The sequence below is a fragment of the Priestia sp. MDV22-iso46 genome (genome assembly GCF_058629175.1).
Map to the genome: position 1 here is coordinate 1935643 of NZ_JBZVWT010000001.1, position 15159 is coordinate 1950801.

The 15159-nt window shown below is 38.1% G+C and carries 15 protein-coding genes; 6 read left to right on the forward strand and 9 right to left on the reverse strand.

Annotation, left to right across the window (positions count from 1 at the left end):
• Positions 1-56 precede the first annotated feature (56 nt).
• The 3 genes from AC4NPH_RS09855 to AC4NPH_RS09865 all read left to right on the forward strand — a co-directional run bounded on the left by AC4NPH_RS09855 (position 57) and on the right by AC4NPH_RS09865 (position 2747).
• Complete coding sequence (locus tag AC4NPH_RS09855; protein WP_029324942.1) at positions 57-767, forward strand: M50 family metallopeptidase; 711 nt, start codon at positions 57-59, stop codon at positions 765-767.
• Positions 768-906: 139 nt separating this feature from the next.
• Positions 907-1629, forward strand: a complete 723-nt coding sequence (locus AC4NPH_RS09860; RefSeq protein WP_235565481.1) for a suppressor of fused domain protein — start codon at positions 907-909, stop codon at positions 1627-1629.
• 185 nt (positions 1630-1814) lie between these two features.
• Positions 1815-2747, forward strand: coding sequence for an aldo/keto reductase (locus tag AC4NPH_RS09865; protein ID WP_013055741.1), 933 nt, complete (start codon positions 1815-1817; stop codon positions 2745-2747).
• A gap of 37 nt (positions 2748-2784) precedes the next feature.
• Here the strand turns inward: AC4NPH_RS09865 and AC4NPH_RS09870 are convergent, their stop codons facing one another.
• Both AC4NPH_RS09870 and AC4NPH_RS09875 read right to left on the reverse strand, forming a co-directional pair.
• A complete protein-coding gene (locus AC4NPH_RS09870; RefSeq protein ID WP_098315104.1) occupies positions 2785-3138 on the reverse strand; it encodes a DUF4181 domain-containing protein in 354 nt (117 codons plus the stop codon).
• 32 nt (positions 3139-3170) lie between these two features.
• Complete coding sequence (locus AC4NPH_RS09875) at positions 3171-4040, reverse strand: LysR family transcriptional regulator (RefSeq protein WP_098315103.1); 870 nt, start codon at positions 4038-4040, stop codon at positions 3171-3173.
• Positions 4041-4171: 131 nt separating this feature from the next.
• Here AC4NPH_RS09875 and AC4NPH_RS09880 point away from each other — a divergent pair, with 131 nt between their 5' ends.
• A complete protein-coding gene (locus AC4NPH_RS09880) occupies positions 4172-4846 on the forward strand; it encodes a class I SAM-dependent methyltransferase (RefSeq protein WP_098315102.1) in 675 nt (224 codons plus the stop codon).
• Between the two features lie 569 nt (positions 4847-5415).
• Entirely contained in the window at positions 5416-6480 is a 1065-nt protein-coding gene (locus AC4NPH_RS09885) for a L,D-transpeptidase family protein (protein ID WP_013055737.1), read from the forward strand.
• Positions 6481-6546: 66 nt separating this feature from the next.
• Here AC4NPH_RS09885 and AC4NPH_RS09890 read toward each other — a convergent pair whose 3' ends face one another.
• The gene (locus AC4NPH_RS09890; RefSeq protein ID WP_098315101.1) at positions 6547-8478 is read right to left on the reverse strand and encodes a hypothetical protein; all 1932 of its coding nucleotides are present in this window, start codon (positions 8476-8478) and stop codon (positions 6547-6549) included.
• Between the two features lie 136 nt (positions 8479-8614).
• Between AC4NPH_RS09890 and AC4NPH_RS09895 the strand changes: the two genes are divergently transcribed.
• Entirely contained in the window at positions 8615-9208 is a 594-nt protein-coding gene (locus AC4NPH_RS09895; RefSeq protein WP_013055735.1) for a YdbC family protein, read from the forward strand.
• 32 nt (positions 9209-9240) lie between these two features.
• On the opposite strand, the gene rpiA is transcribed toward AC4NPH_RS09895, so the two are convergent.
• From rpiA to AC4NPH_RS09925, 6 genes are all read right to left on the reverse strand, one after another.
• Entirely contained in the window at positions 9241-9909 is a 669-nt protein-coding gene (gene rpiA, locus AC4NPH_RS09900) for a ribose-5-phosphate isomerase RpiA (protein ID WP_013055734.1), read from the reverse strand.
• An 82-nt stretch (positions 9910-9991) separates the two neighbouring features.
• Positions 9992-10582 carry a YvcA-related protein gene (locus AC4NPH_RS09905; protein ID WP_013055733.1) on the reverse strand — a complete coding sequence of 197 codons (591 nt, stop codon included), beginning with the start codon at positions 10580-10582 and terminating at the stop codon, positions 9992-9994.
• Between the two features lie 131 nt (positions 10583-10713).
• Entirely contained in the window at positions 10714-11472 is a 759-nt protein-coding gene (locus tag AC4NPH_RS09910) for a carbon-nitrogen hydrolase family protein (protein ID WP_013055732.1), read from the reverse strand.
• Between the two features lie 68 nt (positions 11473-11540).
• A complete protein-coding gene (gene ulaA, locus AC4NPH_RS09915; RefSeq protein ID WP_013055731.1) occupies positions 11541-12803 on the reverse strand; it encodes a PTS ascorbate transporter subunit IIC in 1263 nt (420 codons plus the stop codon).
• A gap of 3 nt (positions 12804-12806) precedes the next feature.
• The gene (locus AC4NPH_RS09920; protein WP_013055730.1) at positions 12807-13082 is read right to left on the reverse strand and encodes a PTS sugar transporter subunit IIB; all 276 of its coding nucleotides are present in this window, start codon (positions 13080-13082) and stop codon (positions 12807-12809) included.
• A gap of 15 nt (positions 13083-13097) precedes the next feature.
• Positions 13098-15116: a BglG family transcription antiterminator gene (locus AC4NPH_RS09925; RefSeq protein ID WP_098315100.1), complete on the reverse strand. Its 2019-nt coding sequence runs from the start codon at positions 15114-15116 to the stop codon at positions 13098-13100.
• Positions 15117-15159 lie beyond the last annotated feature (43 nt).

Here is a 15159-nt window from a genome sequence, read left to right on the forward strand (position 1 = left end):
TTAGCACGTTTGCGAGTAAAGTAGAAACATATCATTTTACGAAAAGGACTATCGCGATGGAACAATCTACTACGCTTTTTTTATTTATTTTATTAGCTTTTGTGCTAACAAGAGGTATTCCATTTATAGGTTCACTTGCTCCTAGCATTAATACACTGCTTCGGCATATTGGACGTTATTTTTCAAATTTAAATACGATGTTTCATGAAGATGGCCACGCGTTAATGGGGCTTATTGTCGGAAAAGGCGTCAATCGCATTGAGCTTTATACCAATAATGAAGGTGTAGCTGTGACTGCCACCTACGCGGGATCCCGTGGATGGTTGCCGCGCGTCATTATTGCTTTAGCCGGCTACCCGTTCAGCTCAGCAATGGCTTATTTGTTTTTCTACCTGCTCGTTCACCATCACTACGACTGGCTTTTTTACGGGTTAGGAAGTGTTGTTGTTATTAATTTACTGCTTTGGGTACGTAACGGATACGGAATTGTGTGGCTTTTTTCTATCGGTTTGATCCTCGGAGGCATCTATTATCTGCAAGATCCACAGCTTATGCGCTACAGTATGATGTTTGTTGGTGCGCTGTTGCTTGTAGAATCTCTATTTTCTGCATTTATTATCTTTGTATTAAGTATTAAATATCCAAACGATGCAGGTGACGCTACGAGTTTAAAGCAGCTGACCCATCTTTCAGCACGCTTTTGGGGTTTGTTATTCTTCGCACAGGCCGTGTATGTGGCTTATTTGATTTTTCACCTGATTTATTAAAGACAAAATACTATGCTCTCCTAAGAAAACTTTGGGAATTTTATAATTTAAAGGAATAATTTACTTTCATGCACTAAATAATGGTTTACGAGTTCCCTTAATGAGGTATATATTGGGTACTATGAAGTCGTAAAGAGGTGTGGGATACTTGTCATTATTTTTAAAGTGGAAGCAAAAGAAGCAGGAAAAAGAAGCAGAGCGTGTTCTTGAGGAATCAATCTCAAAAAGAAAAGACTACTGGAACACAATTGGACATGTAGACGGAGACGTATTAACTCATTTGTTAAATCCCATGTTTTTTGGCGGACCTGCTTGGCCATCTGGACGTCAAACATTTATTCGTGTTCAAAAAACAGAGACGGTTATTCTCGCAAGCGACGGCTTGTCCGATCCGTTTCAATCCCCCGAAGAAAAGAGCCGAAAGCAAGGAAAAGGATTAGAATTCTATATCGAATGCGATGATGAATCTCTGCGCGGACCTTTATCTGATATCCAGGATCACTGGGCATTTGACCTTCTTTATCAAATGAGTCAAAATGCTGCCGCTCATCCTAATATGCTAGAACTATTCATGAAGCACGATATTCTTTCAATTGAATTTACTGATTTGGACGTACCGTCTCATTTTGTAAATGAAAATGGAGAAATTGGTGTATTGCTAGGCGTTCAGTCTCCTTCTGTTTCAGCTAGCCTCTCTTTACCTTACGAATCTATTAAACTGATTAGCATGAAGCTTCTTACACCAAACGAATTAGAGTATGTACGCGAACAAGGAGCGCAAGGACGCAGGCAGCTCGCTGAAACATTTCAGCTGTCAAAAAGTTATCATATTACCCTGACCAAAAGAGAGTCTCTTATTTAAAAGAGGTTCTTTTTTTATTTTTGCCGCTGAAGACGAAGCCCTATAGAATATAAGCGTCATTTATATGAAGCTCTAGTTCCAATACTTTTTTAAGGCTGCTTTTGATATGAGCGTACTATTTTTGATTCATGGTATATTTTGCTATAGTAAAAAAGAAGATATAAAAAAGGAGATGGACGTTAGACATGGCAGAAAAAGTACAGATTGGAAAATCCGAATTATATGTTAATCCTATTGGACTTGGAACAAACGCTGTAGGAGGACATAACTTATATCCTAACCTAAACGAAGAAGTCGGCAAGGACCTTGTTCATAAGGCGCTAGATAATGGCATAAACCTCCTTGATACAGCGTTCATTTATGGTCCAAAACGCTCTGAAGAACTAATTGGTGAAGTGCTAAAAGAACGTGGAAATCGTGAAGAAGCGGTTATCGCCACAAAAGGAGCACATAAAATTGTTGGAGATGAGGTACTGCTAGACAACTCTCCTGCGTTTTTAAAACAGTCGGTTGAAGATAGCTTAAAACGCCTTCAAACAGATTATATCGATTTATATTATATTCATTTCCCTGATAAAAACACACCAAAAGACGAAGCGGTCGGTGCGTTAAAAGAATTAAAAGATGAAGGAAAAATCCGTTCTATTGGCGTATCAAACTTCTCGTTAGATCAGTTAAAAGAAGCAAATAAAGATGGTTATGTAGACGTGGTGCAAGGGCAATATAACTTAATTCAAAGAGAAGCAGAAAACGATATTTTACCTTATACGGCTGCAAACCGCATTTCATTTATTCCGTACTTCCCGCTAGCTGCTGGTTTACTTGCTGGGAAATACGATAAAAACACAAAGTTTAATGACTTGCGCGAAGATATGCCTCATTTTATCGGGGAAGCATTTCAGCAAAATCTAGAAAAAGTAGAGCGTCTTCGTCAAATCTCTAGCGCAAAAGGCGTAGAAGTAGCTCATCTTGTTCTGGCTTGGTACTTAACGCGCGATTCAATTGATGTATTAATTCCGGGGGCAAAACGCGCTGATCAAGTACTTGATAACTTAAAAACATTAGATGTTCAGCTCACTTCTTCGGAAATTAAAGACATTGATCATATTTTTAAATAATATAAAAAGAGCTTTGCCATAGGTAAAGCTCTTTTTTCTATACAATTCCGCTGGTTAATAGAACAAAAGCCGTAAGGAAGAATCCCATCTGTACAAAGCTTGTTATGTACTCTTTGGTTTCTTGTTTATATTTCCATTCATCTATACCTTTCAGCAAAATAGCCGCAACTAAAAATAGGCAAGACACGATATAAGGCTCGACAAACATAAAGATCATATCGAGTACTAGAAAAAGAACAAAAGCTATCGTCACATATTTATCCCATCGTCCTAAAGCTAGACTTTCATACTCATATTCACCCCAAAATTTGCTGCGAGGTATATCAAGCACTTTTCTTAAAATAAAATCTACTAAGACTGCTGCTGCTACTAGCATGATCAATATATACATCGTCATCTCTCCTTCCTTTTTATGGTATCATTTCAGCTCGTTTCTGTTAAGGTCTCAGCCACAAAGTGCTTAAACTGCTTTGTTTCTTCTGTTTCGCCTTTTGTTACGATATACGTATGTGAAGAAGGCCGGATAATTTTTTGCTGTGAAATTACGCTTAACGTTTGATTTTCAACTTCCTTTTTCACCATAGAAAATGGCAAATAAGATACGCCTAGGCCTTCTTCAATAAAGCGCTTTGTAATTTCTACTTGCGTCACAGGAAGCAGCTGAATGTGAGGATAACAAGCCTTGATTTGAAGGAGTAAATCTTCCCAATAAACAGGATGATTATTCGTAAGGAGCCGGTAGGAAGATAACAGCTCCTGTTCCGTACGTGCCCCTGCAGAAAACGGGGCAACTAAGACTGCTTTTTCTTTATGAATTAACTCACAAAAAACGTCTGCCTGACCCGGAAGCATCCTTGTTAATCCAATATCTGACCTTCTGTCGCTGATGTCTTTTCCCACTTGAAACGAATTTGTGATATTAACCGTTACTTCAATATGGGGATATCTCTCTACAAATTGTTTGATTAGACTCGGCAAAACAGATGCTGCTATTTGAGGAGCAGCGGATATAGTCAGTTTTCGGTTATATCCTTGCTTCCATAACCTAAAATTCCCTACTCCTTCTTCATATGCTCTCACCATTTTTTGAGCATGAGGCAAAAAAAAGCGTCCTGCCTCAGTCAGCACGATATATTTACCTTTTTTTTCAAAAAGCTCATCTCCTAATTCTTGCTGCAGTCGCTGAATATGCTTTGATACAGCAGGCTGTGTTAAAAATAAATCTTCAGACGCTTGCCTGAAATTTTCATAAGAAGCCGCTATGATGAATGTTTTTAACCATTTGATCTCCATTCTCTTCTCTCCATCTCTTTCTATTCATAACAAACTGGAATCAATACTGCTTATTTTTGTTTATTTTCTTTTCTATTAAACTTCTATACGATATATGTATCTCAATATTACCAAATAAAGGAGCTGTAAAAATGAAAAATAACGTGAAAGAAAAATTTAATGCTCATGCTTCTCAGTATGATGAGCAGCGCCGCAAACTCATTCCTTGTTTTTTTGATTTTTATTCTATTCCCGTTTCGCTTCTTCACTTTTCAAAAAAGCCGCTTCGCATACTTGATATGGGAGCAGGTACAGGCTTGTTTTCTTCTTTTGTTAAAGAAAAATACCCAGATGCGCATTTCACGTTGATTGACGTCTCAGATCAAATGCTTGAAAAAGCAAAGGAACGCTTTAAAAATGAACAGCATATAGAATTTATCGTATCAGATATAACAAGCTACAAATTTGAGCACTCATTTGACATTGTGATTTCCTCACTTGCTATTCATCATTTAGAAGACGAACAAAAACAAAAGCTGTATGAACAAATTTATGATTTGCTGCATACAGGAGGAATATTTATTAATGCCGATCAAGTATTAGGCCCTTCTTCTATTATTGAAGAGTTATATAAAAAAGACTGGAGCGAAAGAATTGCCGCAAGCGGATTAACTCATGAGCAAATTGAGGCTGCTCATGAACGTACGAAGTTAGATAAAATGGCAACTTTGCACGATCAGTTAAATTGGTTAACAGCAAGCGGGTTCAGCACGGTGGATTGCATCTATAAATTTTTTAATTTTGTTGTAATGTATGCTCAAAAATAACGGTTTAAAAACTACTTGTCTCTTTGCAAGTAGTTTTTTTACTCTTTCCCTCCCTATATTCGAATAAGAATATTTATCTATTTCCGCAAAACTACGCATACTTCTTTTCCAGTTTCGTATATCTAATAATAGCTTCGTTCTCCTGAACTTTTGATTTTTTTGTACATAAAACCCATATAAAGTATTTTTATACTATTTTATGTCTTTTTATGGTACAAAAAATACAACTATGTTACAATATGATTACAAAACAATCTATATAACGCTTTCATTTCTTTACACAAAAATGAAGAACTGGAAAGGATGTGATGCTTATGTAAATGTGAATCCGCTAGATTAGTAAACTTATATTCCTAAAGTTGTACAAAGAATTAAGAAAAACTTAGTTATTCTTATTATTATAAATTCCCGCTAGTAAAGTCTTTCTACTTAATGATTTCCTTATTAAGCGCATACATACAGGGATAGAAAATGCAGCTATTCGTCTTTTATTTTATTAGTGAAGAATTTATAGCACAGCCCAAAGCATCATACGTTTTTCATTAATGCAGCCTAAGGAGGCGCAGCACATGGCAAATAGAATATCAAGAACAGCAATCGTACTCATAGCAGCTATTTTAGCTCTAGCCTGCTTGTTTGTAGGAGTTCCAAAAACAGAAGCTGCTTCAACACCATCTCATTTAATTATCATTAACAAAGCGACGAATAAACTCGCTTATTACCAAAATGGTTCACTTGTCCGAACGTTTTCAGTAGGAACAGGACGCACGCAGTCTCTTACACCAGAAGGCCATTTCAAAGTAGTAAATAAAATCGTCAATCGCCCTTATTACAAAGGGAACATTCCTGGTGGAGATCCTAGAAATCCCCTTGGCAATCGCTGGCTAGGCCTAAATGCGAGAGGTACATACGGCACGACGTATGCTATTCACGGAAATAATAATCCTGCTTCCATCGGCAAATATGTAAGCAGCGGATGCGTTCGTATGTACGATGAAGAAGTAGAATGGTTATTTAGTAAAGTGACCGTCGGTACACCGGTTGTGATTACAACTTCTTCTAAATCATTTAACGACATTGCAGCAGCAAACGGATACAACGTTTCTGGAAACTCAGGTTCTACTCCAGCTCCTTCTACAGGAACTGTTTTAAAGAAAGGCAGCAAAGGAAATGCAGTTAAAGAGCTTCAGCAGAAACTAACTTCACTTGGCTATAATACACAAGGTACGGACGGTGTGTTCGGTGCCAATACAGATTCAGCTGTTCGTAAGTTCCAAAAAGACCACGGCTTAACGGCTGACGGCATTGTTGGCCCATCAACATATAAAGCTTTAGGAAGTTCAGGAACGAACCCGAACCCGACGACACCAACAAACCCAACAAATCCAAAGCCAACAAATCCACCAGCAGATACAACAATTAACACAAAACAAACGCTTAAAAAAGGAAGCAAAGGCAGCAATGTTCAAGCTCTTCAAAAGAAATTAACAGCGATTGGCTATAATACAAAAGGTACGGACGGTATCTTCGGTGCCAATACAGAAGCTGCTGTACGTAATTTTCAAAAAGACAATAAGCTAGCAGCTGACGGCATTGCCGGACCTAATACTTTAACTGCTATTTCCAAACGCTAATAGAGCCTGATTTCAGGCTCTGTTTTTTTATTGATAAACCTCTTTTTTACATCGCGCCTTGCCCCCTTAATGAACCAGTACGCCGTCTTTCTTTTCTACGACATACTTAATCAGATGATAAACCGTTCTCATAAGAATTTGCTGCTGATAGATATCATTTTTGGCAGGAATTACGTTTTCTATCAGTCTGCTATATTTGTAGGCTTGATCGTCTTCTTTTTGTTTATAAAGAGCGAGCCAGTCATTACGGGATTTTTCAAGCAACTGTTCGTTGAAATAGGAATAAACGACGGTTGCAAACTCACCTGCCAATTCTTGAATAACCTGCTGTCGGTCGGTGACCGAATGATAGGTACTTGACCACCCAGACGGCTGGCTTAGAAAATGCTCGTAGACAGATGAAATAAAAGCGGACGTAATGACTGGCACCGGCCCTTCATGCTCTCCTAAGGAAATGTTCAAACACGTTTCTCTGTCCATATAAGGAATGTTCAGCGACTCCATCGCTTCATAAAAAGCCTGAGAGACAGTCAAGTTTAAATAAATAGGATGCAGCTCTTGCTGCTTTTTTCTCGTTTCTGATACTAAAGCTTCCTTTAAGTCTTTATACAGAAGGTGACTCTCTTTGAATTCCTCGTGTACACATTCTAAAATAGTCGTATTCCCTACTGTTAAATAGTAGTGAAGCTGCTTTTTCATAAGAGGTGAAACGCTTTTAAGCGCACCATCTATCATTTTAGCCATGGCATGTTTTTTAGCATAATCCGTACGGCAGCTTGGAGAGGTAAGCAAATCTCCGTGTGTAACACAAACGTTTATTTTAGCGCCATGACCATGTACGATGAGCTGTTGAAGAAATTGAATATCTAATTCTTTAAGCCCATGATGTACGTATAAAATAGAAGCTGCTTTTTTAAAAGAATCGTGGATGGTGCTCGTATATTCAAAAGACGGATGCTCGCAAATCGCTACCCCTTTTTTAAAAGAAAAAGGGCCGCAAACTTCAATTCTACGAAACAATGGATAAATAAGACGTCCGTTATTTTCTTCTTCTTCATTTGTTAGCGGACCAAGGGAAGACAGCTCTTTTGCTGTGAGACGGCAGGATATTGGCCAGTCGTCTTCTCCTATTTCCCATGTTCCTTCCTTGTATTCTTTCAACCGGGATTCAATGGCCAGAAGCATTTGCTCGGTGATTTTCCTACATTCAAGCCGCTTGTGCCATCCCTCTGCAAAATCTCTTCCTTCTTGATCAACAGCGTCTTTTACTATTTCACTTTCTCGTTTAATTGCATCTACAAATTGTTTGAATGAACTATTTTCGTCGTTCATTCTTAAAGGAACATCGTCATTAAAATAACGGGCTTTGTATGGGATATCTCCCAAAAGAGCGCGCAGATTGAAAGAGGAATCTCCGTGTAACAACTCAAAGACCAAGTCATAATCCGTGCCTCCTTCAGCATACACTTCAGCGCTTCTTAGTAGGATATTCTCCAATTTCCTTTGTACTTCACTTCGCGTAAAAAAAGAGACAGCAGCTTCATAGTGTTGGGAATCCTTCACCTTATACGTAGCAGAATAAGCGCCTTTACTGCCTATTCCTAGAAAGCCACATTCCTTTTTTATACCAAGAAGCTGGCGGATTAAGGCTGTTTTTCCGCTTCCTTGTTCTCCGATTACATGAATGTACTCATACTTGCTGTCAATTTGTTCGCTCGTCCTTTTTTCAATATCGTTATAAAAAGCATTCACTACTCGTTCATCATATCTTGCTTTTGCTCTTCCTTTTGCAGTACTTGTCCAAAAATCCTGCACTCTCAGCAGTTCATTCATCTCTTCAACCAGAATGTCAATTTCATCGTGTTGCTCTGTATACATAAACCGTTTAACAAACGGGTTCGATCTTCCTCTTTCATCTTTTTTAAACGGATGCTGAAACATAATTGACCAGCCTTTTCGCATAGGAGATTGACAGGCTTTTGCACGAAAAACTTTCATTCATTTCCCCTTCTTTCCCTAACATTGTCCTATTTGAAATGTATGGCTTTTAAAGGGGGGATATGTCTATGATTTTCCTCTTTTTAGAAGGATTTTTCCTTCATTTATCGAAGTAATTAATTGAGGTGATGGGAGAATGTTGACAAAAATTGTGAAATGCAGCATACCGACTGATAAAAAAGCATCTTTTTCATATACGCAACAGCATTGGGCTGCTCTTGCACACGTGAATGGTTTCATTGGCCAATTAGGGGGTTGGAACGTGGAAGATGAAACAGATGCTTGTATTCTAGCTCTGTGGGAAGATGGAACAACTTATCAAGAATTCATGAAGCATACTCATGATTCTATTTTTTATAAAAGCAAGCAGGATCAAACATATACGAATTTGGACGTTTCAACATCAGATCCGTCCTACTTCATAGGAGCACGCTACAATTATTATCGAAGCAGCGCCATTGAAAGCCGTTATTTAGTAAAGACGGAAATTGAAGTCGATTTTTACGACAAAGAAGATATCCATGAGATGGTAAAAAGCTTGATAAATCCTTCTTATCGCTGTTTATCTCACGTTGTATCACCAATCGAGCATAGCAAGCTTGTCATTTTTTCATTATACGGATCTGCTTGTCCGCAAAAAACAATTGATACTTTCGTTCATCCAAATGTACTGAACGCGTCTCAATACATATATCAATTAGAGAAAAATTGGAACGTTCTTTCCAATTAAAAAATAGAAGCCTAGGCCCGACGCCAAAGCTTCTATTTTTTTATGATATGAACATCTTGGTTTTGTACGGTAATGACTTCCTCCGTCATTCCTACAAACAAACCGCTCTCTACTACGCCCGGGATCCTTATCAGCTGTTTTTCCAACTCAGCAGGATTTTCAATTTCCGAAAAATGGCAGTCTAGAATGTAATTTCCGTTATCGGTGATAAACGGCGTATGATCATCTAAAAGCCTAAGCTGCGGTACACAACCTGCACTGCGAATGTGCTTCGCCGTCATTTCCCAGCCAAAACGTATAACTTCAACAGGAAGAGGAAAAGCTCCTAGCGTCTTCACTATTTTCTTAGAATCCGCAATTACGATAAACCGCTTTGCTGCGTACGCAATCATTTTTTCTCGAAGCAGCGCGCCTCCCCCTCCTTTAATTAAAGAAAGTTCGCTATCCACTTCATCCGCTCCGTCAATTGCTATATCAATATATTCAACATCCGCTAAGGTAACAATGGGAATACCTAGTTTCCTTGCCAGCTCTTCTGTTTTTTGAGAAGTAGGAACCGCTTTGATGTTTAATCCATTTTTTACTCGTTCACCTAGTTTTACAATTGTATAATAAGCTGTTGAACCTGTCCCTAGCCCTACAATCATTCCATCTTCCACAAATTGTGCTGCTTTTTCACCAACTGCTTGTTTTTCAATCATACAAAGGCCTCCTTACTCATATTGTACCCGTTTACATAAAAAAGCAAAAGTATTATGAACCCTTACGAAAAAACTCAGCTGACTATTGAGCTGAGTTTTTTTGAAACTGTGTATTTAGAAGAATTTTTTCTACCCAATACTGCTGTTTTGTACTGTTTGTCTGTTCGCTGCTTTTTAGTTCAAACGTATAGTAAATATACTTGTCTGAATAATCATCATTCACATAAGCATGATAAATGCTATACTTTCCATCTCTTGTTTGTTTTTTCACATAAATCGTTGCATTTTTACCTTTTAACATGTAATCAGGCTGAAATGCATCCAATTTATTTTGAGCTGCTTTGCTTTTTTTCTTAGAAAATAAAGCCGTTATTTTCCCAGCATTGTATGAATCATTTTCCTTCGTTGATGCTGTCCATACTTCACTTTCATCTTCACTGCTTTTATAAGAAGATTTATGAATAACATACTGAAGCGGAAACCACATCCTATATTGATTGGTATCCGAAGTAAATAATTCAAATCCATTGTCTGTTTGTTCATGATCGACCAAAAATGTACTCGTAAACTTATCTGCCTGCGCTTCACTTTTAAATTTCCCGCTTTGAAACAGCCAAATTCCTACGGCAATGACCAATGCTCCAGCTACTGATGCGGCTTTTTTTCGATCCATTGTTTCCACACACCTTTTAATACCCCTTTAACTTTCGATAATACCATATTGATGTTTATATCGTCATAAGGAGAAATAACCAAAGGATTATCAGAGCGCACATGCTAATTTAACTAGAAAAATAAACTTTTTTACAATAGTAAATTTGATAACAGACGCTGAGCTAACAGGCGGTTAGCCTCACCGGGCTCTATCGTATACGTTAGCAGTTCTTGCTTTTCAGCTTTCGCTTTTATCAAACATTCACCCTTTGGAGAAAGAAGAGAAGTCGTGCTTTTTTGGTTCTCTAAGGCATAATTCACGCTTGCAAAGTAAATACCATTCTCCGTACTTCTTGCAATCATTGCATAATCATAAAATTGCGGATCTGGTACTTCACCAGTAAACTGTGGATGAAACACAATGCTTGCTCCTCTTACAGCAGCCCATCGGACAGTTTCAGGATAGCGCCATCCCTCATGGCAAATAACAATACCGAATTTCACGCCGTTTATTTCAAACAACTGGCGGCCATTTCCAGGCTTGTAACCAAATTGATCTTCTGCTGGATCAATTTGATTTTTAGTTTGATACCCTAATTCTTTTCCATTTTCATCAATTACAAAAGCAGTTAAATGCATACCAAGTTCGTCGCGCCACTCCAGTGGTAAAATTACGTTGAGCTTTAACTGTTTGGCAAACAACTTAACTTTATAAAGCGTATTTTGTTGAATTTCGTGATTGTATGTCTCAACTTCAAAACCAACTCCTCTAAGTCCCGGCACAATTGATTCTGGAAAACATACAAGGTTACATCCTTCTTCTGCTGCTTGTTTCATACAATTTTCTACCGTTTCTACACCCTCTGCGGCTGACTTTGGAAATCTCACTTGCGCTAATCCAATTTTCATTCATTGCTCCTCCACTTCCAATATCATAAAAAAACTCATGCTACTAGCGTAACATGAGTTTTTTATCTTTACGTAAATAATTTAATTAGCATGCTAAGAAGAATACCTACCGCACTAAAGTCCGAATCTCCAAATGTTGTGCCTTTAAAACCTAACGACGCGAGAACAGGCAGTAAAATAGCCGGTAAAAAACTAATTAAGATTCCATTGGCAAATGACCCGACCACTGCTCCTCTTCTTCCCCCCGTCGCATTTCCAAATACTCCAGCAGCTGCTCCCGTAAAAAAGTGCGGAACGAGGCCTGGCACGATAATACTTAGACCAAATAGAGGCAAAAAGAACATTGAAATGAGACCTGCGATAAAGCTTGAAAAGAATCCAATGACCACTGCGTTAGGAGCAAACGGAAACACCGTTGGACAATCTAGAGCTGGAATGGCATTTGGTACCGCTTTGTCAGCAATTCCTTTAAATGCTGGTACAATTTCTGCTAAAAGCATACGAACACCCGCCAGCACGACATATACTCCTGCTGCAAAGGTGATTGCTTGAATTAGCGAGTACACAATAAAGTTTTGACCCCCGCTTAATTTTGTTTCGATAAATGCAGGACCTGCAAAAAGTGCAACAACAATAAATAAAACGGTCATGGTCAGTGAGACAGAAACAGATGTATCCCGAAGAAATCCTAAGGATTGAGGAACTTTAATTTCTTCTGTTGTTTTTTCGCGATTTCCTACTCGCTTGCCGATAAACCCTGCTACTAAATAGCCTAAGGAACCAAAATGACCAACGGCAATATCGTTTGACCCTGTAATTTCACGCACATACGGCTGAAGCAGTGCAGGAAATAAAACCATTAAAATACCTAATAATAGTGCACCGATCAAAACCAAAGGTGCTCCCGTTAACCCGCCGGTAGATAAAATTGCTGCAATCAAACAAGCCATAAACATGGTGTGATGCCCAGTTAAAAAGATATATTTAAATTTCGTGATGCGCGCGATAATGATATTTACAATCATACCTAAAAGCATAATCATCGCTGTTTCTGTACCAAACGTTTGTTGAGCTACAGCTACAATTGCTTCATTATTAGGAATGATCCCTTCAACGGAAAACGCTTTATTAAACATTTTCCCAAACGCTTCAAGTGAAGCAATTAATATGTTAGCTCCTGCTCCTAATATAAGAAAACCCATAATTGTTTTTAACGTGCCTGATACAATATCTGCACTTTTTTTCTTTTGAAGCAACAAACCGATGAGCGCAAACAACCCTACTAGAATAGCCGGTGTTCCTAATATATCTTTCATAATTAAATCAAACATGGCTTACGCCTCCACGAAGTATTTTTGCAGTGCTCCTTTAATTTCCGCTTGATTTAAAATGTTTTGCAGTGCCACGACCGTGCGAGTGCCATCATCCAATTGATTTACAATATCTGCAGATCCTAAATAGATATCTGCCTGCTCCGTTTTACTAGTTGTTAAATCCGTATGAGATACCTGTGCTTCAACACCAAGCTCTACTAAAATTTTCTTTACATTCATTTCCACAATAAAACTGCTTCCTAAACCGTTTCCGCATACAACTAAAATCTTTTTCATTTTTTATCTCTCCTTTTAATTTGAGTAAACTTCAATTAACGCAAGCATTTCTTGTTTTGTATTCATAGCAATAAGCTTGTCAATATTATCGTTTTCAGATAGCATCATTGAAAGCTGTGACAGTGCTTTTAAGTGGGTTTCATTATCAGTAGCAGCAAGTACGATAATAAGCTGCGCTCCGTGCTGTTTTTCAGTAGAAAAATAGACCGGCTCCTTTAAACGAAGCATGCTCATGCCCACACGATTTACACCTTGTTCCGGCCTTGCGTGAGGGAGCGCAACTTTTGGCGCAATAACAATATAAGGGCCTAACTGTTCTACACTTTTGATCATTGCTTCTACATAAGAAGGTTCAATATATTCATAGTTCAACAAAGGCTTGGCAGCCAGCCTAACAGCTGATTTCCAATCATCTGCTGAATCTGTAAGCTGCAAGAATGGCTCTTGCAATACTTCATGCAACATTGGCTTTTTATCCTCTCTTACCATTTTTTTAGATTGCTGTATCACTAGTTTTAAATTAGCTAATAGAGCTGGTTCATCTTGAATATTTGCATGCTGCTTAATAATACCCATGATGGCTTGAGTGGTTAGCTGAGAAGAAGCTGGTTCAACTAAGTCGATTAACCGCTGCTTTTCATCATCCGTTAAAATAGGATTCACAAGCATCACGTTCATTCGCTTTTTTAATGGCGTAGTTGTAATAACTAAATCATAGGTTTCTTTAAACTGCTCATAATCTCTTACCGTCATTGGCCCTATCAATTCAGCATCTGTTAACAGTTGTTCAAGCTGATACTGAAGCATACGGGACGTTCCAATTCCATTGGCACAAACAATAACAATACGCTTTTGTTTTTGCCTTCCCTCTTGTTTTTTCATCCACCCTCCGAAATGAAGAGCAAAATAAGAAATTTCGTCTTCATTAATACGTGTTTGAAGGCTGTTTTCCAAAGGAAGCAACGCTTTTTTTGTCAGTTCCACTATATCCTGATACTTTGTTTGAATAGCCGAAAGCATAGGGTTAGGGAGGTGAATATTATAGAGAAGCCTGTAATAAGCCGTCTTCAAATGAATATATAAATTTTGTTCAAGACGATTTCGATCTTCAAATACCACACAAGCATATGCTTGAAACCGTGATACCATTTCTTTTACAATGGTTCTCATCCAATCATCACTATCTGCTTGATTTACTACATTTACTTTTGCACTTAGTAAAACCGTGGCCAGATAATGTTTTTCATGAGGTGGAAAATCAAATCCTAAAACGCTTTCAATTTCTTGCAGCGCTTTGTACTGCCTGGTTTTTTCTAATTCTTCTTTTCTAGTAATCAAGGCGTCTACATAGCGCTTGCCTCCAATACGCTGAATACAGCACGTGAGCATATAGGCTAATTGCGTCAGCATCTTGTCTGTAAACGCCATTCCCAGTTTATCTTCACACTCTACAAGCCAGTTATAAATCAGTGAATATTCGTAATCTGCTTTCATAACCCTTTTCAACAACTCTTCTTGATGTTGACTTAATAATTCTGTAATGTGTATATAAAGCAAATTTCGAATGTCGCTTTCAGATCCTTTTACTTCGTACCCATCTTTATAGCTGTATGTCAAAGATATGCCTTTCTTTGCCCACTTGTTTTTTAAGTCTTTAATATCTTGTAATACAGTGTTGCGACTAACTTCTGTTTCATCCATGAGCTGCTGAGTTCCAATTTTTCCGCCTCGAAGTATACACATCAAAGCAACGTATATTTGACGGTCCTCAACTGATAAGTAAGCAGATGGCATAACATGAGAAAATTGTTTAGCAACTTGGTCCTTTGCTTGATCGTTTAGAAAAAAGCCTTTTCCATATGTGTACTGAACAAACTCTAATTCTTGCTGACACAGCCAATCGTTAATTTTCTCAATATCATAATAGATGGTACGTCTTGACACTTGAAACTGCTTCATTAACTCTTGTACTGATATAAATGTTGCGGCTTGAAGCAAAACTTGCAATACGGCCGTACTGCGTTTGTCTAACAAATGAATCACCTTCAGTCCAATTCGTGCACAAATTGAAATACTT

Bases quoted from the DNA above. Each gene is read 5' to 3' on its own strand.
- AC4NPH_RS09855 (WP_029324942.1), top strand. From the start codon at position 57: ATGGAACAATCTACTACGCTTTTTTTATTTATTTTATTAGCTTTTGTG.
- AC4NPH_RS09865 (WP_013055741.1), top strand. From the start codon at position 1,815: ATGGCAGAAAAAGTACAGATTGGAAAATCCGAATTATATGTTAATCCT.
- AC4NPH_RS09870 (WP_098315104.1), bottom strand. From the start codon at position 3,138: ATGTATATATTGATCATGCTAGTAGCAGCAGCAGTCTTAGTAGATTTT.
- AC4NPH_RS09875 (WP_098315103.1), bottom strand. From the start codon at position 4,040: ATGGAGATCAAATGGTTAAAAACATTCATCATAGCGGCTTCTTATGAA.
- AC4NPH_RS09880 (WP_098315102.1), top strand. From the start codon at position 4,172: ATGAAAAATAACGTGAAAGAAAAATTTAATGCTCATGCTTCTCAGTAT.
- AC4NPH_RS09885 (WP_013055737.1), top strand. From the start codon at position 5,416: ATGGCAAATAGAATATCAAGAACAGCAATCGTACTCATAGCAGCTATT.
- AC4NPH_RS09890 (WP_098315101.1), bottom strand. From the start codon at position 8,478: ATGAAAGTTTTTCGTGCAAAAGCCTGTCAATCTCCTATGCGAAAAGGC.
- AC4NPH_RS09895 (WP_013055735.1), top strand. From the start codon at position 8,615: ATGTTGACAAAAATTGTGAAATGCAGCATACCGACTGATAAAAAAGCA.
- rpiA (WP_013055734.1), bottom strand. From the start codon at position 9,909: ATGATTGAAAAACAAGCAGTTGGTGAAAAAGCAGCACAATTTGTGGAA.
- AC4NPH_RS09905 (WP_013055733.1), bottom strand. From the start codon at position 10,582: ATGGATCGAAAAAAAGCCGCATCAGTAGCTGGAGCATTGGTCATTGCC.
- AC4NPH_RS09910 (WP_013055732.1), bottom strand. From the start codon at position 11,472: ATGAAAATTGGATTAGCGCAAGTGAGATTTCCAAAGTCAGCCGCAGAG.
- ulaA (WP_013055731.1), bottom strand. From the start codon at position 12,803: ATGTTTGATTTAATTATGAAAGATATATTAGGAACACCGGCTATTCTA.
- AC4NPH_RS09920 (WP_013055730.1), bottom strand. From the start codon at position 13,082: ATGAAAAAGATTTTAGTTGTATGCGGAAACGGTTTAGGAAGCAGTTTT.